The sequence below is a fragment of the Megasphaera sp. ASD88 genome (assembly GCF_002287425.1).
Lineage (GTDB): Bacteria > Bacillota > Negativicutes > Veillonellales > Megasphaeraceae > Megasphaera > Megasphaera stantonii.
Genome location: NZ_NQXW01000020.1, coordinates 1 through 19,674, shown reverse-complemented (window position 1 = coordinate 19,674; position 19,674 = coordinate 1). Strand labels below are relative to the sequence as shown.

General features: G+C 52.3%; 16 protein-coding genes, 1 tRNA gene and 1 pseudogene. 14 read left to right on the top strand and 4 right to left on the bottom strand.

Annotated elements, in window-relative coordinates:
* Positions 1-3 precede the first annotated feature (3 nt).
* The 4 genes and pseudogenes from fusA to CJ260_RS13375 all read left to right on the top strand — a co-directional run bounded on the left by fusA (position 4) and on the right by CJ260_RS13375 (position 4,931).
* On the top strand, positions 4-2,079 hold the full coding sequence (gene fusA, locus CJ260_RS09725) for an elongation factor G (protein WP_087477573.1): 2,076 nt from the start codon (positions 4-6) through the stop codon (positions 2,077-2,079).
* 176 nt (positions 2,080-2,255) lie between these two features.
* Positions 2,256-3,611: an acetyl-CoA hydrolase/transferase family protein gene (locus CJ260_RS09720; protein ID WP_233127951.1), complete on the top strand. Its 1,356-nt coding sequence runs from the start codon at positions 2,256-2,258 to the stop codon at positions 3,609-3,611.
* Between the two features lie 255 nt (positions 3,612-3,866).
* Positions 3,867-4,424: pseudogene (locus CJ260_RS13380) on the top strand (acyl-CoA dehydrogenase family protein); the annotation flags it as partial.
* Positions 4,425-4,433: 9 nt separating this feature from the next.
* A complete protein-coding gene (locus tag CJ260_RS13375) occupies positions 4,434-4,931 on the top strand; it encodes an acyl-CoA dehydrogenase family protein (protein WP_304442057.1) in 498 nt (165 codons plus the stop codon).
* 66 nt (positions 4,932-4,997) lie between these two features.
* Here CJ260_RS13375 and CJ260_RS09710 read toward each other — a convergent pair whose 3' ends face one another.
* The 4 genes from CJ260_RS09710 to CJ260_RS09695 form a co-directional block, all read right to left on the bottom strand.
* Positions 4,998-5,975 (bottom strand): AEC family transporter, encoded by a 978-nt coding sequence (locus tag CJ260_RS09710; RefSeq protein WP_087477570.1) that lies wholly within the window; start codon positions 5,973-5,975, stop codon positions 4,998-5,000.
* Positions 5,976-6,001: 26 nt separating this feature from the next.
* The gene (locus CJ260_RS09705; RefSeq protein WP_087477569.1) at positions 6,002-6,670 is read right to left on the bottom strand and encodes a 3'-5' exonuclease; all 669 of its coding nucleotides are present in this window, start codon (positions 6,668-6,670) and stop codon (positions 6,002-6,004) included.
* Positions 6,671-6,794: 124 nt separating this feature from the next.
* Positions 6,795-7,124, bottom strand: coding sequence for a branched-chain amino acid transporter permease (locus CJ260_RS09700; protein ID WP_198643558.1), 330 nt, complete (start codon positions 7,122-7,124; stop codon positions 6,795-6,797).
* Positions 7,121-7,816, bottom strand: a complete 696-nt coding sequence (locus CJ260_RS09695; RefSeq protein WP_087477568.1) for an AzlC family ABC transporter permease — start codon at positions 7,814-7,816, stop codon at positions 7,121-7,123. The genes CJ260_RS09700 and CJ260_RS09695 overlap by 4 nt, the downstream gene beginning before the upstream one ends.
* Before the next feature lie 473 nt (positions 7,817-8,289).
* Between CJ260_RS09695 and CJ260_RS09690 the strand changes: the two genes are divergently transcribed.
* From CJ260_RS09690 to CJ260_RS09645, 10 genes are all read left to right on the top strand, one after another.
* Complete coding sequence (locus CJ260_RS09690; protein WP_095630038.1) at positions 8,290-9,102, top strand: energy-coupling factor ABC transporter ATP-binding protein; 813 nt, start codon at positions 8,290-8,292, stop codon at positions 9,100-9,102.
* Positions 9,102-9,785 carry an energy-coupling factor transporter transmembrane protein EcfT gene (locus CJ260_RS09685; protein WP_162860325.1) on the top strand — a complete coding sequence of 228 codons (684 nt, stop codon included), beginning with the start codon at positions 9,102-9,104 and terminating at the stop codon, positions 9,783-9,785. The genes CJ260_RS09690 and CJ260_RS09685 overlap by 1 nt, the downstream gene beginning before the upstream one ends.
* A gap of 12 nt (positions 9,786-9,797) precedes the next feature.
* Complete coding sequence (locus CJ260_RS09680; protein WP_095630037.1) at positions 9,798-11,270, top strand: tryptophan transporter; 1,473 nt, start codon at positions 9,798-9,800, stop codon at positions 11,268-11,270.
* Between the two features lie 14 nt (positions 11,271-11,284).
* Complete coding sequence (locus tag CJ260_RS09675) at positions 11,285-11,851, top strand: GDSL-type esterase/lipase family protein (RefSeq protein ID WP_095630036.1); 567 nt, start codon at positions 11,285-11,287, stop codon at positions 11,849-11,851.
* 378 nt (positions 11,852-12,229) lie between these two features.
* Positions 12,230-13,168, top strand: a complete 939-nt coding sequence (locus tag CJ260_RS09670; RefSeq protein ID WP_233127950.1) for a sugar kinase — start codon at positions 12,230-12,232, stop codon at positions 13,166-13,168.
* A 150-nt stretch (positions 13,169-13,318) separates the two neighbouring features.
* Positions 13,319-13,942, top strand: a complete 624-nt coding sequence (locus tag CJ260_RS09665) for a GTP pyrophosphokinase family protein (RefSeq protein WP_095630035.1) — start codon at positions 13,319-13,321, stop codon at positions 13,940-13,942.
* A 15-nt stretch (positions 13,943-13,957) separates the two neighbouring features.
* A complete protein-coding gene (locus CJ260_RS09660) occupies positions 13,958-14,641 on the top strand; it encodes a response regulator transcription factor (protein ID WP_095630034.1) in 684 nt (227 codons plus the stop codon).
* Positions 14,642-14,666: 25 nt separating this feature from the next.
* Positions 14,667-15,929 carry a HAMP domain-containing sensor histidine kinase gene (locus CJ260_RS09655; RefSeq protein ID WP_095630033.1) on the top strand — a complete coding sequence of 421 codons (1,263 nt, stop codon included), beginning with the start codon at positions 14,667-14,669 and terminating at the stop codon, positions 15,927-15,929.
* A gap of 410 nt (positions 15,930-16,339) precedes the next feature.
* Entirely contained in the window at positions 16,340-18,976 is a 2,637-nt protein-coding gene (locus tag CJ260_RS09650; RefSeq protein ID WP_095630032.1) for an autotransporter outer membrane beta-barrel domain-containing protein, read from the top strand.
* 146 nt (positions 18,977-19,122) lie between these two features.
* Positions 19,123-19,198 (top strand) — tRNA-Ala (locus CJ260_RS09645).
* Positions 19,199-19,674: the final 476 nt, after the last annotated feature.

The window sequence follows — 19,674 nt, the reverse complement described above, 5'->3', positions numbered from 1 at the left end:
TGTATGAAAGAATATACCAGTGAACAAATTCGCAACGTAGCTGTGCTCTCCCATGACGGCGCCGGCAAGACGGCCGTCGTCGAATCGTTGCTCCTGGCCTGCGGCGCCGTCGACGCCGTCGGCGTAGGCAAGGACAACAAGCACATCATGGACTTTGAACCGGAAGAAATCAAGCGCAACGTTACGATTCAGCTCGGTATAGCTCCCTGCGAATGGGAAGGCTACAAGATGAACTTCATCGACACGCCGGGCTATTCGGAATTCTGCGGCGAAGTACGGGCCGCCCTGCGGGCCTGCGACGGCATTTTGCTCGTCGTATCGGCCGAATCGGGCGTAGAAATGGATACGGAACGGGCCTGGGACTACGGCGTAGAATTGAAGCTGCCCCGCATGTTCTATGTCAATAAGATGGACGTGGAACACGCCGATTTCTTCGGCTGCCTGGAAAAGATGCGCGCCGTCTTCGGCAAATCCATCATGCCCCTGCAGATTCCTATCGGCGAAGGCAAGGATTTCCGCGGCATCATCGACGTGTGCAAGATGGTAGCCTGGGAATGGAAAAACGGGAAATGCGAAGAAATCAAGGTTCCGCCCGAATATATGCCGAAAGCACGCGAAGTACGGGAAATGTGCATGGAAGCCGCCGCTGAAGGCGACGACGAACTGCTGGAAAAATACCTCGAAGGCGAAGAGCTTACGCTGGAAGAACTGCGCAAGGGCCTTCGTCAGGGCATGCTGACCGGCCGGGTCTGCCCGGTCATGTGCGGCAGCGCCAACTCCCATATCGGCACGGCCGAACTGCTTCGCCGCATTATTACTTACATGCCGGCTGCTTCGCAGAAGGTCATGATGGGCGAAGACAAGAAGACGGGCGAACCCGTCGTCGTGTATCCGAATAAACCCTTTACGGGCTTCGTATTCAAGACGCTCATCGATCCCTTCGCCGGCAAGCTGAGCTACGTCCGCGTCTTCTCCGGCACCCTCAAGGAAGGGGACAAGCTGTACAACGCTACGCAGGACAAGGATGAAAAATTAGGCAAGCTCTTTACTCTGGTCGGCAAGGAACAGATTCCCGTTACGGAAGCCGTCGCCGGCGATATCGTCGTATTGCCGAAGCTGCAGTACGCCCGCACAGGCGATACCTTCGCCCTGCCCGAATCGCCCGTCGTATACGATCAAGTCCGCTTCCCCAATCCGCTCCATACGGTAGCGATGGTTCCGGAAAAGAAAGGCGACGAAGAAAAGCTGATGAACGCCCTGCTGCGCATCAGTGAAGAAGACCCGACCTGCAAGGTCGAAAAGAGCGTAGAAGGCAAGCAGCTCATCGTCCGCTGCATGGGCGACGTCCACCTCGACCATATCATGACCAAGATGGAACGGAAATACGGCATTAAAGGCGTGCTGCAGGATGTCTATATTCCGTATCGCGAAACGATCAAGGGCAAGGCTACGGCCGAAGGCAAGCACAAGAAACAGAGCGGCGGCCATGGACAGTACGGCCACGTCATCTTGGATATCGAACCCCTTACGAACGGCGAATCCTTCGAATTTGTCGACGACATCTTCGGCGGCGCCGTACCAAAACAATATATTCCGGCCGTTGAAAAGGGCGTAAAGGAAACGCTGGAAAAGGGCCTCATCGCCGGCTATCCCATGATCAACATCAAGGTTACTCTGAAAGACGGCTCGTACCACTCCGTCGATTCGTCGGAAATGGCCTTTAAGGTAGCGGCAGCCCTGGCGCTGAAGAAAGGCGTTCCCGAAGCCAATCCGGTACTGCTGGAACCGGTCTACAACGTAGACGTCGTCGTTCCGGAAGAATACATGGGCGACATCATGGGCGACTTCAGCAGCCGCCGCGGCCGCATCCTCGGGATGGAACATCACCGCAACCGCAAGGGCATCATCGTCGTCAAGGCGCAGGTTCCCCTGTCGGAAATGAAAGGCTACGTCACGGTTCTTCGCTCCATGACGCAGGGCAAAGGTACGTTCAACATGGAATTCTTCGCTTATGAAGAAGTTCCTAAAAAGCTGATGGACGAAATCATTGCCAAGGCGCAGGAAGCGAAAAAAGAATAAATCCCTCCTCACGGGCCCTTGCGCGCAGCTGTGCGCAAGGGTCTTTCTAATAGTTCGATACCCAAGCTATGCGATTTATATATTGAAAAGTTGAAAAAATTTCTTGTATAAAACCGTTAAACGTTCTATAATTATTATGTGAAATACAGAACTTATTAACAAGCGCTTAGAAAGGTATGGTGAGTACAATGTCCCAGTGGACAGATATGTACCGGCAGAAACTGACGACGCCGGAAGAAGCAGTAAAACTCGTTAAATCAGGCGATTGGGTAGATTACGGCATGGCTACGTCCCAGCCTATTTTGCTGGATAAGGCCCTGGCCGGCCGCAAGGAAGAATTGAAGGACGTCAAAGTACGTATGTCCTTTACCTTTGCGCCGCGCGAAATTATTTCCGTCGACCCGAACCGCGAAACCTTCACGGCTATGAACTGGCATATGAGCGGCTATGACCGCAAGATGTGTGCCCAGGGGTTGATGAACTTCATCCCCATGTGCTACCGCAACGAACCGTCGATGTACCGCGATATCCTCGACGTAGACGTAGCGATGATTACGGTCGCTCCCATGGATAAACACGGCTTCTTTAACTTCGGCCTGAACATTTCCGCCAACGAAGCCATTACGAAAAAAGCAAAAAAGGTCATCGTAGAAGTCAACGAAGCGATGCCCCGTGCGCTCGGCGGACGCGGTGAACAAATCCATATTTCCGACGTAGCAGCCATCGTCGAAGCCGGCAGTATCCCCATGCCGACCATTCCCTTTAAAACGGGCGACGAAATCGATACGAAGATCGCTGAAATGATTGTGAAAGAAATCCCGAACGGCGCGACCTTGCAGCTCGGCGTCGGCGGCTTGCCGAATACGGTAGGCGCTATGATCGCTGAATCGGACTTGAAGGACCTGGGCATGCATACGGAAATGCTTGTCGACGCCTTCTACCTGATGTATAAGGAAGGTCGCCTGACGAATAAATTGAAGGCCGTAGACCGCGACAAGGCTTCCTGGGCCTTCGCCCTCGGTTCGCAGGATATGTACGACTGGATCGATGACAACCCGTTCCTTGCCGCATATCCCGTCGATTATGTAAACGATCCCTTCGTCATCGCACAGCTCGACAACTTCATTTCCATCAACAACTGCGTGGACATCGACCTGTTCGGCCAGATTTCCTCCGAATCGTCGGGCACGCATCACATCAGCGGCAGCGGCGGACAGCTGGACTTCACTGACGGCGCATATCGTTCCCGCGGCGGCAAGAGCATCATCGCCCTGCGCTCGACCTTCCACAATAAGAAGACGGGCAAAGACGAATCGCGCATCAAACCGACGCTCCTGCCCGGCACAATCGTCACGGACCCGCGCTCTCAGGTTAACTGGGTAGCTACGGAATACGGCATGGTCAACCTCATGGGCTCGTCTACATGGGAACGTGCCGAAAAACTGATCAGCATCGCTCATCCCGATTTCCGGGAAGACCTGATTAAGGCAGCCGACGACATGAAGATTTGGCGTTACAGCAACAAACGGTAAAAGGATAGCATCTCCTTTATACAGCGTAAAAGCTCCTGCTGCGAGTTATGGACTCTCCATCTCTCGCGGCGGGGGCTTTTTTTGACGGCAGACGCGAAGTTAAGGGGAAATCGTGGATTTTATTTGAAATATTTTGGTATAATTAAATATATACTTGATTTGCTAAAAGGAGGTTTTGGTATGGGATACAACTTTACGGAAGAACAATTGGCTGTACGGGATTTGGTTCGCTCCTTTGCTTAAAAGGAAGTCGCTCCGTTGAGCCGGCAGATGGACGAAACGGGATGGAATCCGGAATTGTACAAGAAGTACATCGCCACGGGACTGCACGCGACGCCCGTTCCCGAAGCCTATGGCGGCGCCGGACTGGGCGACGTGGAATGCGCCGTCATTACGCACGAATTGGCCCGGGCCGACGCTGGATTTGCCATGTCCATGGAAATCAGCTGGGTCTGCGCCGATATGATTCGCCTCCACGGCAGCGACGAGCAGAAAGAGAAATACCTGACGGCCGTCGCTGACGGAAAATTATTTGCCTTTGCCCTGACGGAACCTGATTCGGGCTCTGACGCGGCGGGCATGCGGACCCGGGCTAAAAAGCAGGCCGACGGCTCGTACGTCGTCAAGGGCTCCAAGGCCTGGATTACCAACGCCGGCATTGCCGACTACTATGTCGTCATGGCCATTACCGACCCGGACAAGGGCGCCAAGGGCATCTCGGCCTTCCTAGTTGACGCCGGCACGCCGGGGTTGATCGTCGATAAGGAAGAGGACAAGATGGGCATGCGCAGCTCCGACACGCACGGCCTTACCTTTGACGACATGAAGCTGCCTGCCGACGCCCTCCTCGGCGAAGAAGGCAAGGGCTTCGTCTACGCCATGGAAGGGCTGGACGGCGGCCGCATCAGCTGCGCCGCTATTTCTACGGGCATTGCCGAGCACGCCATGCAGATTGCCAAGGAATACTCCCTGCAGCGCACGGCCTTTGGCAAGCCTATCGCCAAGTTCCAGGGCGTTTCTTTTAAGCTGGCGAATATGTCCATGTATATCGACGCCATGAACCTGATGCTCTACGACGCGGCGGCCTTAAAGGCCACGGGAGCGCGCTGCTCGAAATTGGCGGCTGAAGCCAAGCTGCTGGCCTCTACCCACGCCACGCAGATCTGCCTCGACGCGATTCAGATCCTGGGCGGCAATGGCTACAGCAAGGAATACAACGTAGAACGTCTCCTGCGCGACAATAAGCTCATGGAAATCGGTGAAGGAACTAATGAGATCCTGCGGGTCGTCATCGGCAGCGCCGTGCTGGCAGAAAAGTAACCTGCGTCATTTCGTTATCGTCATAAGCAAAAAAGCGTATCCGGCCCATCGGCGCGGATACGCTTTTTATTTAAATGGCAGATACCCCAAAGACACGAGGAGGTAAAATGCCGGGTATAAGATGAGAATATACAAAATCGTCGTCGTGATGAACGGGGCCATGGACAGGTTGACGTTCAAGTCATAGAGCCGCGCCGTCACCAAGGCGTTGATGGCGCAGGGCGTGGCCATCATGATGAGCAGCGAGCCCAGCAGCACCGGGTCGGATGTAAACTGCAGGGCCAGCACGTACGACGCAGCCGGCGTCAGGATCATCTTGATGGGGATGAGGTCGAGGGTCGGCTTGCAGTATACCTTGAGATGGGAAAAATCGATGAGGTAGCCGATGGGAAGCAGAGCCGCCCAGGCGTTGACATGGACCAGGCCCTGAAAGATCTGCCCCAGCACGGCCGGCCTCGGTACGCCGGAGACGTACAGCACGATGCCGGCGATGATGGCGAGAATGGACAACTGGTTCCAGTTGATGAAGATGTTTTTCCAGTTGGCCTTAAAGAAGGCCGGGATATTCGTCGTCTGCCCGCTGTTGTGGTAATAGTAGCCCATGGGGAAGAGGACGAAGAACATGACCAGCCCCTGGAACGCGCCGATGATCTGCGAGTAGGCAAAGGCGACTTCGCCGTACAGCAGGTAGCCGCACAGGCCGCCCAGGGCCGTCGTGTTGGAGGGCATCGCCGAAATGAGGTAGCTGCCCTTATCTATCTTGTCGGTAAACCGCCGCTGCCGGTGGAGCAGGAAGATGATAGCCAGGGGAAAGAAGGCGTTGAAAAACGCGAAGAAAGGCAGCGACAACAGGTCGGGCTTCAGCGGCAGGACCCACATGCTGAGCAGGGCCAGGACGGACATGACGCAGATGATGTTGAAGCGGATGAGAAAGTTGCACTGGGACGGCGACATGAGACGCCGCTGCTTTAAGGCGTAGCCCACGGCCAGGGGCAGGACGATGTCGAGAAAAATATAGAGAATGCGGGAGCTTGCTTCGCTCAAGTAAAATCCCTTTCTTTCTGCAATGATTATTTTCGGATGGCGGCGCGGAAGGCGTCGGCCAGGGAGAAGGTCAGCGGTTCCGCCGGTTTGGTCGCGTCGATAATCGGCTGCATGATGTCGCGGAACTCGTCCTTCTTCTTGGACAAGACGTACAGCTTCGACGTATTGCGGGCGTCCCACAGGGCGTCGTGCATCTGGCCGTCGAAGGTTTCTCCCAGGGTGCTGACGGCCTTATCCAGGGAAATGACGTTGTCCAGCCCCAGCAGGTTGCAGTAAATCTGCTGGAAGTTCTGCCAGTGGTCGAGCATCCAGCGGATGTCCTCGTCGGCCATGTCCAGCTTTTTCAGCCGCATTTCGCAGGTCAGCTGCCGCCAGTCGTTTTCGCTCCAGGCGTACATTTCGTAGTCGTTGCCGTTCGAGTCGCGGCACCAGCTGAGGAAATGGGCGAAGGCCTGGCTGAAATGGGGCGCATCGGCGAGCATCTCCATGGTGATACCCGTCAGCTCCTGACAAGTGGCGTTCATTTCCGTAGCGTATTCCGGCCGGACGTATTCTTTATACGACCCTATTTCTTCGCCGTCCTCGTTGATCTTGACGGCGCCTATTTCGATGATTTCTCCCTTGCAGATGCGGCGCGCTTCCTTCTGGCTCCGTCCGATAGGGTTCATTTCAAAGTCTACGAATACTGCGTTCATGTATCAAAGCTCCTTTCTAACCTTTTCAAACTGCTTTCTGCAATATTCATAGCACCCATTATAACACAAGACAGGCCATAAAACCTATAGAAAATATGGCCTGTCTCTATGCATTCATATAGAGTCAGCGAAAGACGACTTGGACGAGGAACATGTAAAAAGCCGTGCCACCGCCGATGCTGAGAAACATGCTGTGCCGCCATTTATGAAGAAGAACGATGAGCGCAATGGCGATGAGTTCCGGCAGGGCATGATAGGACGTAAACACGGCGTCCTTCAGGCAATAGACGACGAGCAGGCCAACTGCTGCCGGAGGCAGTACCGTGCCCAGATAGGAAATGAAGGCCGGCGGATTGCCTTTGGAAAAGATAAGGAAAGGAAGAAACCTGGTAAGCATTGTCCCCAAGGCGATAGCGCCAATGGTCAGCAGCATTTCAAAAGGTGTCATAATCATAAGGGGTCCTCCTTAGTCAGATATACATTCTTTTTCCACAACAAAATTCCAGTAATGAGTATCATAGCCGGGATAACGAATTGGCTGCTGCCGAATATTGCCAGCGCCAGCAGCGTGCAGGCAATACCGGTTATGGCTGAGCGCCGCGCACTTTTGTGTTCCCACTGTCCAAGGAACAAGACGACGAATAAAGCGGTCATGACGAAATCAATGCCTGTCGTATCGAAGCGGATATATGCTCCCAGTACAGCCCCTAAAACTGTGCTGACAATCCAATATAGGTGAATCAGGAGGGTGACGAAGAATCGGAACCAGTTTTTGTCTACGCCGGCCGGCGGTTCGACGGTGCAGTTGATAGAGAAAGCTTCATCGCCGAGGCCAAAGAGAAGATACGGTTTTTTCCATCCCGTGCCCTTGTATTTTTCCAACATAGAAATGCCGTAAAACAAATGGCGGGCATTGACCATGAGAGTCATCAGAAAAGCATACAGCGGGTGAAATGCTGACAGCAGAAGCGACACTGCGACAAACTGCATCGCGCCGGCAAAGATGACGATGCTCATGATGATTGGATAAAAGATGGAAAAGCCTTTGCTGGCCATAAGGAAGCCGTAGGAGAGTCCGATAAACAGGAATCCTATGAAAATCGGCAGCGTATAAGGCAGGGCAGCCTGAAAGGCCTTGCGTTTCATGAAGATCAACTCCTTAGTACACCACTGGCAGAGAGCGGGCATGTATATGGTATCTATTCATATAGTACCGAACGTTTTTTATATCGTCAACCAAGACAGATTTTCTGCGGCAGCTGTATTAGTATTGACAAGAGGCGAATTTCAGGTATACTTATATTAATTTTATAAATGAAGTCTATGAACGAAACGAGTACATATGTAGCGACAGGAGCAGCGAGCCGATGGCAGTGGGAGTTCGGCCCAGATCAGCCTATGGAATGGATTCGGGAGACGCGGCCTGAACGGCGACTAGTAGGGCCTGCCGGTGTATTTCCACCGATATCAAAGAAGCGTGTATCGCATAGGCCGTACATGTAGAGCTGGGCTGGAGACAGCCAATTTGGGTGGCACCGCGGAAACAGTAACATAAGCTTTTCGTCCCTGAACACAAGGGGATGAAAGGCTTTTTTTGTGCATATATAGGAGGAGACCGAATGCTGGAGTTTAAGGATGTCTGTTTTAATTATGGAAACGGCGTGCCCGTATTAGAACATATTAATATACGAATCGGTCCGGGCGAGTTCATCGGCCTGGGCGGCCGCAACGGCTGCGGCAAGACGACGGTGACGCGCCTGCTCATGGGATTGGAAAAGCCCGTATCGGGAGAAATCCTTCATGACGGCAAGGTCATCAACGACGACGATGCGTCGGCCCGCAGCCATTACATCGGCTACGTATTTCAGCGGCCTGAACGGCAGATGTTCCGTTCGACCGTTGAGGATGAAGTAGCTTACGGCCCGCAGCAGCTGGGCATGAGCCGGGACGAGGCGGCAGCGGCCGTCGCCGAGGCGTTGACCATGACGGGCCTGTCCCATTTGGCCAAGGCCTATCCGCCGAACCTCAACCGCGGCGAAAAGCAGCGCGTAGCCATCGCCTCAGCCATTGCCATGCACACGAGCTGCATCATCTTGGACGAACCGACGAGCGGGCAGGACAGCGCCGATAAGAAAATGCTCATGGAGCTGCTGACCGACCTGAATAAAAAGGGCATGACCATCCTCATCATTTCTCATGACATGGATATATTCGCCCAATACTGCCAGCGGGTTATCGTCATCGGCAACCATACGAAGGCCTTTGACGGCACGCCGCAGGAGCTGTTTACGCAGCGCGAAGACCTGTACGATTTAGGCCTGAGCCGCCCCGAGTCGGTGGCCCTGTCTATGGCCGTGCCGGGCATGAAATACTGCCGGTCGATGAAGGAATTTACGGAAGAAATGCTGCGGCGTATAGGAGGGAACCGATGATGAAGCGATTTGTACCGATTACGAAATTAATTGGCACCTTTGCCTTTTCCTTTTGGGCCTTAGTCATCAACACGACGGCCCCCCTCGTCGTCCTCGTGGCGGCGGAGCTGTTGCTGCTGGCGATGTGCGGCAGCCTGAGCCGCAATCTCAAGGCCGTATGCAGCCTGGCCGTCTTCGCCGTCTTTCTCGGGCTGGTCCAGCTCGTCGGCGGCGGTTCCCTCGAATCGGCGTATATCACAGGCCTGCGCATGATGGCCATGACCGTCGTATTCATCATCTTGCTGACGACGACGCGGCTGCAGGATTTGACGGCGGCTCTGGTCAAGCAGGTAAAAATTCCCTATGAATACGCCTTTATGTTTACGGCGGCCCTGCGCTTTGTCCCCGATTTTATCGCCGAAAGCAAGGCCGTTCAGGAGGCTCAGGCCTGCCGCGGCCTATCTACGAAGGGCAACGTCGTCAAGAAGATGATCCACTATATGAGCGTCATCCAGCCGCTCATGCTCAAGTCTCTGGGACGGTCGGAAACGATGGCTTTAAGCCTGGAGCTGCGCGGCTTCGGCAGCAGCGAGCACAGCTTTATGAGCAACGTCCGGCCTAAGGGAAGGGATTACGCCGTCATGGCCGTCATGGCGGCGGTCAGTTGCGTTGTCGTGTACATGCGGCTTCATGGATTGGTATAAGGAGGAACAGGTATGAAACAAGTAGAAGATATTGCCGCGTTGGAATTTCACCACCGCCAGGGCGGACAGTTCCGCTGGATTACCATTACGACGCTCATGCTGGCCATCGGCACGATACTTCATCTCGTATCGCCCAGCGTCGGCGGCATTACGCCGAACTGGACGATCGCCACGTACTGCGTCGCCATCTGCCTGACCAAGCCCTCGTACCGGCAGGCCGTGGGCATCGGCCTCGTCGCCGCCCTAGTCAACGTGCTGACGTCGAAATCGGGATTTCCCTACGGCAACCTCATCAGCGAGCCCATGGGCGCCCTGACCTGTACGTTTATCGTAAAGAATCTGTCGTTTATAAAAATCAAAGGCCACTCGTGCCTTCCCGTGCTGACCGGCTTTGCCGCGACCTGTATGAGCGGCGGTATCTTCGTCACCATTTTGAAGATTGTCATGGGCCTGCCAAACAGCGTCTACTTCGCCGGCATGCTGCCCCTGGTCGTGGTTATCGGCCTGCTGAACGCCGTCGTCACGCCGGTCATGTATTTCCCGGCCCTGCGGCTGTTCGTGGCCCGGGGCATCCTCGATTCGCTGGAAGAGCAGGAAGTGGCTTCAGACCACAGCATGTACGACTTAAAGCCCTCTCAGGAGGGGCTCATTTCCATCGAGCATCTGACATACATCTACAATAAGCGGAAGCAGCCCGTCCTGGACGACGTTTCCATGGTGCTGCACAAGGGCGACTTCCTCGTCGTGACCGGCGAGAGCGGCAGCGGCAAGAGCTCCCTGTGCATGGCCATGACCGGCGCCATTCCCCATTATTTCGGCGGCGTCATGAAGGGCATGGTATACGTCGACGGCAAGGCTACGACCCAGACGACGATTTCCGATCTGGCCGGCCGCGTCGGCGCGATGCTTGACGATTACGACAGCCAGCTCGTCGCCATGACCGTAGAAGAAGAAATCGCCTTCAGCCTGGAAAATAAAGGCGTCGCGCCGGAAAAAATCGAAGCGGCCATTACGGAAGCCCTGGAAAAGGTCAGCATGACGCCGTACCGCCATCGTCCGCTCAGCAATTTGTCCGGCGGCCAGCGCCAGCGGCTGGTCATTGCCGGCGTATTGGCGACCAACCCGGATATCCTCGTGTTCGACGAACCGACGTCGGCCCTCGACCCGGAAGGCACCCACGCCTTTTATGAGCTCATCCACGAACTCAACGTCAAGTACGGCCACACTATCGTGGTCATCGAGCATTCTCTGGAAGCTGCCCTGCCGTACGCCAACCGGCTGGTGCTCCTCGACGAAGGGAAAATCGTCTGCGATGCCGACGTAGAAACGACGCTGCGCTATATGTACGACCACGACGTATATAAATCGGCCATTCCTCAGGTATTCGCCTGCCAGCTCGATTTGGAAAAGGCGGGATGCACCTTCCCCGTTCCCTGGGTTTCGACGGAAGCGGCTGTTGATTCGCTGCGGCAAATGAAGATCTGAGAAAGGAAGAGCCTATGAAGTTGTTATGTTTGGGCGACAGCCTGACCTACGGTTACGACGTCGCCTGCGACTGCCGCTGGACGACAAGACTGGCGAAGGAAAAGGGAATTTCCGTCTGCAACGAAGGCCTGTGCGGCGATACGACGGGCGGCATGCTGTACCGGACCCAGCGCATGAAGCTGGACTCGTTCGACGCCTTCTTCTTTATGGGCGGCTCCAACGATATCCTCATGGATATTTCGCCGGACCAGATAAGACAAAACCTGGAAGCCGTCGCCCGCCTCTTTCAGCGCGAGAAAAAAGCTGTGTACGTCGGCGTGCCCATCCTGACCAAGGAGGAAAGCGCCCTGTTCGGATGGCAGGGAAGACATGACGTAGCCCGTCACAACGAAGCCCTGCGCAGCCACCGCCAATGGCTGCTGCAGCTGGCCCAACAATACCATTTCGCTGCCGTCGACTTTTACAGCGCAATGCTGCAGGCAGAACAAGAAGGCCAGACAAACCTGTACGCCGACGGCGTTCACCCCAATGAAGAAGGCTACGCCGTCATGGCGCGGCAGGCCATTCAGATAATCCGCTGATATATGTAAATACCGCATGTTCCGAATCGTATGTACGGGAACATGCGGTATTTTTTTATAATTCTATGCGGCAGGGCATTGAGGTGTTGTTTTGGATGAAATATATCACGTGTAAACGCTTTCGCAATTAAAACACAAATATCGTTGCCTTAGGGTAAATAAACCGGTACTATGTATGCGTTTACTATATGGTGAAATATATTGCAGAAGATATAAATATGAGATATAATGAGCTTGTTCATCAGCTTTTTAGTGTGAAACACACTGGGAAGCGTATCAGGAAATCAAGAGTATTTTTTTGCTTTGTTTGCGGTAGCGCTTTCATAAAATATCTATTGCGTTGCGGCCTGTTCTATATTGACGAAAGGTGTGAAGGTGATGAAGACTGGATTAATTTTAGCGGGCGAACCGATGGGGCTCCTCATCGCGCAGAGCGAAGGCTCTCTGGACAGCGTCAGCGGCTATGACCTGGCCGTTGCCGGAGCGGAATTCAACGTAGCCGTAGGAGCGGCTCGTCTGAGCCATCGCGTTACGTACATGACGAAATTGGGGAGAGATCCCTTCGGACAGCGCATTATTCACGTGCTGACGGCCAACGGCATCGGCAGCGAATTCGTGACGTGGAGCGACGACAAAAAGACGGGCTTTATGCTGAAAAGCCGCGTCAGCGAAGGCGACCCGGATATTTTCTATTTCCGCGCCGGTTCCGCTGCGTCGACCTTGTCTGTCGAAGACGTGGAAAAAATTCAGTTTTCCGAGTATACGCACCTTCATGTCACGGGAATTTTGCCGGCTTTGTCGGATTCGACGCGGGAAGCTGTCGACCTCATGTTCGATAAGGCCCGCGAAGCAGGACTGTTCATCAGCTTCGACCCCAACCTTCGCCCGCAGCTCTGGCCCAGCCAGGACGTCATGGTGCAGACGCTGAACCGGCTGGCCGCTAAGGCCGACATGGTTCTGCCCGGTACAGCTGAAGGCAAGATCCTCATGGGCAGCGATGATCCGAAGGAAATCAACGCATTTTATTTGCAGAACGGCGCGAAAGCCGTCGTGACAAAGTGCGGCGGCGACGGGGCCTTCGTTTCGACGAAAGACGAGGAATACATGGTTCCTGGCTTTAAGGTCGAAACCGTCGTCGATACGGTCGGCGCAGGCGACGGCTTTGCCGCCGGCGTCATTACGGCCCTCATGGAAGGCATGCCCTTGAAAGAAGCCGTCCGTCGAGGCACGGCAATCGGCGCCATCCAGGTCATGAGCCGCGGCGACAACGAAGGACTGCCCTATCCGGAGCAGCTGAAGGCCTTTATGGAACGATAATACAACCAGCATACAGAGCGCATGGACGCTGCCGGTACGATACGGCGCGGCCATGCGCTTTTCTCTTTTGGCAGGACGGACTGGGCGGACCTATGGTATAATATAAAAACAGCTGTGCTACATTCTTTTTATAGAAATCAGGTGAAACACATGGATTGGACATCGACTATATATGGTTCCTACGGGCCGTCTCTGCAGCGCGTCATGGATGAGCTGGTCGAACGCATTCAGGCCTACAGCGATGGCATCAAGGAAAAAAGCGGCGAAGCGGCTTACGAGCATTTATTGTACCGCATCAAGTCGCCGGACAGCATGATGGAAAAATGCCTGCGCAAGGGCTTGCCGCAGACGGCCTATTCCGCCCTGCACGACATTCGCGACGCCATCGGCCTGCGCATCGTCTGCTGCTTTCTCGACGATATTTACAGGAATATCGAAGCTATCAAGGCGATACCGGGCGTCTGCGTCGTAGAAGAAAAGGATTACATCCAAAATGTAAAGCCCAACGGCTACCGCAGCTACCACATGATTATCGACATCGAAGCGCCCTATGAAGACGTGGAAGGCAACAATCCGGGCCATTTCTTTGCCGAAATCCAGCTGCGGACGATTGCCATGGATTCGTGGGCCAGCTTGGAGCACCAGATGAAATACAAGCACGATATTAAGAATCCCGAAATGATCGTCCGGGAATTGAAGCGCTGCGCCGACGAACTGGCGGCCTGCGACTTGTCCATGCAGACGATTCGGAATCTGATTCACGCAGACCATTAAAGGAGAGTATACGAAATGAAATTATTACTGGCAGAAGACGAAAAAGCCATGTCCATGGCCCTGGTCGCCGTGCTGGAGCATTCGGGATATGAAGTGGACGCCGTGTACGACGGCTTGTCTGCCGTGGAAAAGGGTCGTTCCGGCGCCTACGACTGCATGATATTCGACATCATGATGCCGAAGCTCGACGGCGTCAGCGCGCTGAAGGAGCTGCGCGGCAGCGGCGATACGACGCCGGTCATCATGCTGACGGCAAAGGCCGAAGTAGACGACAGGATTACGGGCCTCGACGCCGGCGCTGACGATTATCTGACCAAGCCCTTCGCCATGGGCGAGCTGCTGGCCCGCATCCGCTCCATGACGCGGCGTTCCGGCTCGGCCTTTACGCCGACGGCCCTTTCAGCCGGCGCTGTCGAGCTGGACGTAGAGGAACAGGAATTATCCTGCAAAAGCTCCGTCCGCCTGGGCAATAAGGAAACGCGGCTCATGAAGTTCTTTATGCTCAACGCCGGCAAGGAGCTGCCGACGGAGACGATTTTCGCCCACGTCTGGAAGGACGAAGACGATGTGACGGAGGAAATCGTCTGGATATACGTGTCGTACCTGCGGGAAAAATTAGAAGCCATTCAGGCCGATATCCAGATTGCCGGGGAAAAGGGGAAGGCCTTTTCCCTGATTGCGAGAAACGAAGGAGAGTAAGCGGGAGAGGTTCGGTGCATCGTTCATGGACATGATCAAAAAGCTGCGGCGAAAGTTTATTTTAGTCGCGACAGTCGGCGTCGTCATCATCGTAGCCGGCGCGCTGGGGCTTATCAATACGATCAGCTACATGCGCATGGAAGCGCAGGTAGAGACGATCTTGTCGTATATTTCGCAAAACGGCGGCAAGGTGCCCCTGTATACGTCGCCGAAGGAAACGAGCTGGTTCGGCGAGACCGACTGGTCCCAGAATACGCCGGATTTTTCCTATCAGCTTCGGTATTTCAGCATCTTAGTCGACGACGAAGGCTATGCCCGTGACATCAATATCGCCAACATCGCCGCCTTTACGAAGGAAGAGGCGATACAATACGCCAGGACGACCGTCGCAAAAGGCCAGCCGCAGGGCTTTTTTGAAAAGAACAAGGCCAGCTACGGATACATGATTACGCCCCAACCTAATGGCGATTACCTCATCGTTATCATGGACTGCACCCGCGATGTCGCCGCCGTCAGGACCTTTATGCGCTATTCCCTGTGGTTCGGCGTGGGATGCATCATCCTGTACGTCGTTATCCTGGCCGCGCTGTGCAACCTGGCCATTAAGCCCTTTATCCGCAATATGGAAAACCAAAAGCGGTTTATTACCAACGCCGGCCACGAGCTGAAGACGCCTATTGCCATCATATCGGCCAATACGGAAGCCTTGGAGCTCATCAGCGGCAAGAGCCAGTGGACGGAAAATATCTTAAAGCAGGTCCAGCGCCTGTCCAAGCTCATCAACGACCTCATCATGCTGTCCAAGATGGACGAGCAGAAGCAGGAACTGGTCATGGAAGACGTAAACGTATCGGAGCTTGCGGCGGCCGTCGCCGAATCGTTCCAGATGGTGGCCCAGGAGGCGGGAAAGACGATTTCCACGGAGATAGCGCCGGGCGTCGTCGTCCGCTCCGACTCGAAGCGCCTCTATACCCTCGTCAATATCCTCATGGACAACGCCGTAAAATATTGCGACGACGGCGGCGCCATAGCCGTTTCGGTGACGACGGCCAAAAAGCAGAAGGGCGCTCTCGTGGCGATTTCCAATACCTACGCCGATGGAGCCAATATGGATTACTCTCACTTCTTCGAGCGTTTTTACCGCGGCGACGAATCCCACAACAGCCAAAAAGCCGGCTACGGTATCGGTCTGTCCATGGCAGAGGAACTGGCCCAGCTTTTGAAGGGAAAGCTCGGCGTAGCGTACAAGGACGGCGCAATTACCTTTACAGTACGGCTTAATTCATAAAACTAAAATGTAAGAAAAGGGTTGAAACGTATGCATATTTTGCACCTTTCAGCCCCTTTTTCTTGCAATATTTTCAATGGCAATCCGTTGTAAAGCTGCCAAACTAATGGTATGCTTAACTATATACAATACATCATACTGCAACAGGAGGTGAAGAATCGTGAACAAACGTTGGAGACAGCACGGCTGTGAACCAGTAAGCTCCCTGTGGGCAACTCCATTTACGGGGGGGGGGTATGAACATAAGCGTGTAATGCTTTCTGAACAGCAAATGATAACGGGATACGTATGCCCTGATATAGAACACCTGGTAAGGCAGCCTGGCCGTATGCTGTCTTTTTTTGCGTTTCCGTAATAGGCAGGGTGCATGAAATCTGACAGTCGAATTTGCGTAATCAGGAGGTAAGACTATGAAAAAAGAAATGAAATATAAGGTGTTGTTGTGTCTGTTGGCTGGAAGCGTGTTGTCGGCTAATACGGCCTTGGCGGCGGAGTATACGGAAAGTATTAGTAGTGGTAATGAAAATTATGGTGCTGAAATAAAAAGTACTGATGGGAATGGCAATTATACTTATAACTTTGGTACAGATGCAAAGTTAATTATCAATGATGAAAGTCGTGGTATAAGTTTAGATTATACTGAAAATAGCAGTGCTAATAAAATAATAATCAATGAAAAACTAGATATATCTGTGACGAATAAGGAGAATGCTAATCCAACATATGGTATATATTTGCAAGGTAATGGTAATAAGGAAATAGATAGAAGTGCCGGAGGAAATATTAATGTACTTGTAGAGGATTCAGAATTAAATGCTTATGCAATGGGAAGTGGTGTATATCTGACTTCACCTTCGCCTTCTGATAATAATGTAATCAATATTGGTAATGCGGATATCAATGTACAAATGTTAAATGCTAAATATGGTGTTGAGGCATATGGACTTAATAGTTTTGGTACAGGCACTAATAATAAAATTATTATGGGCGATGGAAGTATACAGGTTACAGCAAATTCTGTAAGTGAAGATTTAAGTGGATTAGATTTTGTAAGTGCTTCTGGCGTTGCGGCATATGGAAATACAGAAATTGAAACCGGTGACGTAGCTGTTATAGTAATGGCAACCGGTAATGAAAATATTGCTGAAATTATTGCAAATGGTATTACGGCAGAGGAGGGCGGAGTAATTAATACTGGTTATGGGGACATCAGCGTGCATGCAATTAACAACGAAGGGCAACCGGCATATGCTAACGGTGTTTTTACTTTTGATGGACAAGTAGATAAAGCTGGTGGTGACATAACTGCCGTGGCTCAAGGTAAAGATGAATTAGAAGCTAGAGGTGTGTATGCTGATGGTGGCATTATTAATGTAGGAATAGCTGATGTTACGGCACAAACTATTGGAGGTAGTGCTAAAAATGGTAAGAATGTTAAAGCAATAGGTATATATGGAGTATACAATAGTAAAATCAATTTTGCTGGCGGTAGCATAACTGCGACTGCTGATAATGATGATGCTTATGTATCTGCAATTACTGCTTATGATGATTCGGTTATTAATGTAAATCAGGGTACTGCGAACAGTGTCGTAATAAATGGTGATGTCATTAATGGTGGAGATGGGGCAATTAATCTAAATCTTAATACTGCTGATTCTGTCTTAACCGGTAGTATTGAAGACGAAAAGGGCACTTTAAATTTGGCAAACGGTGCTCGGTGGGTTGCTACCGGATATAGTGAAGTCAATGAGCTTACAATGAATCAGGGTAATATTTATGTGGATACTCCTTTTTGGGCTGATGTCAGTATTACCAAGTATTCGGGAACAGGGAATATTTTATTTAAAGCCGACGATACGGACAAGGAAGGTGTAGTAAATATAGATACCAGCTCGGTTATTTTTACTGATGCAGAAAAAGGCTCTTTTATCAATGTAGGTATAGCTAATAAGTCTATTAATACTCTGGATATTGATAAGACAGAGGAAAATTTGAACGTATTAGCAGGAAAAGTATATTACGACGGTGATAATGATAACCTTAACGGTAAAGTCGTAATTAAAGAAGGGCTTATTACGCCGGAAGCCAGTGCTGATTTGGTATTTGATACTGCTAACAATAACCGTGGTTCCGTGACCAACATTACCGGCGGCAACCGGGTAACGAAGACCATGGACGCCATGAAGCACATTGCCGAAACGGCTATCGTCGCATGGCGGCAGGAAGACAGCACCTTGAGCCAGCGTCTCGGTGATCTGCGCGAGAGCGACGGCGGACAGGGAATCTGGGCTCGCATGAGCCGCGGCGAATTTAACTACGACAGCCAGTATGAAAACCAGTATAATTTCTTCCAGCTTGGATATGACTGGGCTCGCGGAAACTGGTATTACGGCGCGGCAGTGAGCCATAACGACGGCGAAACGACGTATGCCCAGGGCACGGGCGAAAACCGCAGCACCTCCCTGAGCCTGTACGGCACATGGCTGGGCCGTAATGGACACTATGCCGATATCGTGCTGAAACAGGGACGCCTGAGCAACGACTTTGACATTTACACCGAAGCAGGCCATACGCACGGCGACTACGACATGTGGGGAACGAGCCTCAGCGGCGAATATGGCCGGAAAATTGATCTCAAAGACGGCTGGTACGTTACGCCGCAGGCTCAGATGACCCTTATGCGCATCGGCGGAGAAGATTTTACGACGAATAACGGGATTCACGTCCGTCAGGACAGCCTGGAAAGCGCTGTAGGCCGCGTAGGGTTTGAAGTGGGCAAAGCCTTTGACAAAAAAGGCAGCGTATACGCTAAAGCCAGCTTGCTGCATGACTTTGCCGGCAGCGCCGACACGTATTTAAGCCTGAAGGGATTGAGCAACAGCTACAGTCAGGATATTGGCGATACGTGGTGGGAAGCTGGCCTCGGGTTTAATTATAAAGTGAACGACAGCAGCTATCTATATGCCGACGTAGTGAAAACCTTTGGCGGAGATGTAGAAACACCGTGGCAGTGGAATGTCGGCATGCGGTGGGCCTTTGTCTGATTAAAAAAATTTCTGAGGCGGCTAACCCACCTCTTTGACTTCTGGCTGAGCTATCAGGTTGATTGTATGCAAGGACTCAACATATTAGGAAAAAATCCCTTGCAAAATAAGTTTCACTATGCTATAATACTCCTTGTCAAACACATGGGGGTATAGCTCAGCTGGGAGAGCGCTTGAATGGCATTCAAGAGGTCAGCGGTTCGATCCCGCTTATCTCCACCAGAAAAAAAGAGGTTTCACTGTTTTTGAAAACGGTGAAACCTCTTTTGCAATATGGGAAAGAATAGGATGGTTTTATGTGCGGCATTTTGTGAAGTTCGATGTATGGAGCGATCAATATGAAACAGAAGATTCACGGCAACGTATTGACTCCCTGCATTGGTGCTGATATACTACAAATAGGCAACGATATGAGTAAAATGTGCTGTAAAAAACACCCTGGGAAGCGGCAACTTCCCAGGGTGCCTTGCTATGTGCTGGTTACTCTGTTAACGGTATCTATCCAGCCTTGCTAAGAAATGTCAAGTGCTTTTTCGTTGACTATGTGAAGCTTTTTCTGTAAATAACTGCCAGGTATAGGTCTTCTATGATACAATCTAAATCATAGGAGGCTTACTATCATGGCAAGAGAAAAGAAACCGGTACATAAGGTCATTATGACCGAAGGAAAACGCAGCATTATTCAACAACTGTTTCAA

Bases quoted from the DNA above. Each gene is read 5' to 3' on its own strand.
- fusA (WP_087477573.1), top strand. From the start codon at position 4: ATGAAAGAATATACCAGTGAACAAATTCGCAACGTAGCTGTGCTCTCC.
- CJ260_RS09720 (WP_233127951.1), top strand. From the start codon at position 2,256: ATGGTGAGTACAATGTCCCAGTGGACAGATATGTACCGGCAGAAACTG.
- CJ260_RS13375 (WP_304442057.1), top strand. From the start codon at position 4,434: ATGAAGCTGCCTGCCGACGCCCTCCTCGGCGAAGAAGGCAAGGGCTTC.
- CJ260_RS09705 (WP_087477569.1), bottom strand. From the start codon at position 6,670: ATGAACGCAGTATTCGTAGACTTTGAAATGAACCCTATCGGACGGAGC.
- CJ260_RS09700 (WP_198643558.1), bottom strand. From the start codon at position 7,124: ATGATTATGACACCTTTTGAAATGCTGCTGACCATTGGCGCTATCGCC.
- CJ260_RS09695 (WP_087477568.1), bottom strand. From the start codon at position 7,816: ATGAAACGCAAGGCCTTTCAGGCTGCCCTGCCTTATACGCTGCCGATT.
- CJ260_RS09690 (WP_095630038.1), top strand. From the start codon at position 8,290: ATGCTGGAGTTTAAGGATGTCTGTTTTAATTATGGAAACGGCGTGCCC.
- CJ260_RS09685 (WP_162860325.1), top strand. From the start codon at position 9,102: ATGAAGCGATTTGTACCGATTACGAAATTAATTGGCACCTTTGCCTTT.
- CJ260_RS09680 (WP_095630037.1), top strand. From the start codon at position 9,798: ATGAAACAAGTAGAAGATATTGCCGCGTTGGAATTTCACCACCGCCAG.
- CJ260_RS09675 (WP_095630036.1), top strand. From the start codon at position 11,285: ATGAAGTTGTTATGTTTGGGCGACAGCCTGACCTACGGTTACGACGTC.
- CJ260_RS09670 (WP_233127950.1), top strand. From the start codon at position 12,230: ATGAAGACTGGATTAATTTTAGCGGGCGAACCGATGGGGCTCCTCATC.
- CJ260_RS09665 (WP_095630035.1), top strand. From the start codon at position 13,319: ATGGATTGGACATCGACTATATATGGTTCCTACGGGCCGTCTCTGCAG.
- CJ260_RS09660 (WP_095630034.1), top strand. From the start codon at position 13,958: ATGAAATTATTACTGGCAGAAGACGAAAAAGCCATGTCCATGGCCCTG.
- CJ260_RS09655 (WP_095630033.1), top strand. From the start codon at position 14,667: ATGGACATGATCAAAAAGCTGCGGCGAAAGTTTATTTTAGTCGCGACA.
- CJ260_RS09650 (WP_095630032.1), top strand. From the start codon at position 16,340: ATGAAAAAAGAAATGAAATATAAGGTGTTGTTGTGTCTGTTGGCTGGA.